The organism is Escherichia sp. TW14182 (genome assembly GCF_000208525.1).
In the GTDB taxonomy this organism is placed as follows: domain Bacteria; phylum Pseudomonadota; class Gammaproteobacteria; order Enterobacterales; family Enterobacteriaceae; genus Escherichia; species Escherichia ruysiae.
In genome coordinates, this window is record NZ_AEJZ01000181.1 from 1 (window position 1) to 842 (window position 842).

Sequence of the window (842 nt, forward strand, 5' to 3'; positions counted from 1 at the left end):
GATGGTTTAGAACTGTGCTCAGTACTGTTCGTCTTAAAATAAGTGGCGAGTGTCGAAGAACATTCTTCGCTAACGTCAGATATGAGATAACCCGCCGGGATTTAATGCTGTTAGCCTGATATTTCAGGTGTAACCCTTTATTTTCAGCGTGATAACCGAGTAACCACATTACGATAGTGCTCAACGTTGCCAGCAGACTCAGAACCAGAATTCTTCCTGTTGAACGACTTTTGCTGGCCCGAAGACCAAATCCGAAGCGCCCGTTCTTTTCATCACGAAAGTTTTGCTCTATCTGCATTCGCCGACTGTATAACTTGATGATTTCTCGCGCTCTGAAGTCATTTGTACTGCTGAAGATCAACCAGGCTTCTTTTGCTGATTTGCTCTGTTCTTTGTCTGTTTTGTTTAAACCACGCTGACCTTTCGAACGTTTCTTTTTTCGCCCTTTTGCCGATTTCTTATAGGTGTAAAAATGCCCCCGGATGCTTTTTTTCCTTTCTTTAACCAGCCTTCCAGCCCCCATATATTCCGGTGTTTTACATTCAGGGCAATCCGACACTTTTAACCATCTTTCAGGCGCGTTATCGAGGCAATACTGAACGTTATTTCTGATCCGACCAATAAAATCCCAGCCCAGAGAAGTAATATGGTGAAACCATGCGCTCTGAAATCCAGCATCCGTGACAATAATAACCCTGGCATCGGGGGGCAGGGATTGAGCAAGGGAATCAAGGAAATCATGTTGTATCAATGGATTATTTTGTTTTTCAGAAGGAACAACCTTACTCAATAACGGAATGGAACGCCCGTCACACAGAAGGCTGGCACGAAGAACATGATGC

General features: G+C 44.1%; 1 protein-coding gene. It reads right to left on the minus strand.

Features of this window, described 5'->3' with window-relative positions; translation table 11 throughout:
- Positions 1-842, minus strand: an 842-nt coding sequence (locus tag EQY_RS0115575) for an IS4-like element ISSfl1 family transposase (protein ID WP_000496550.1), incomplete at both ends; no start/stop codon positions are given.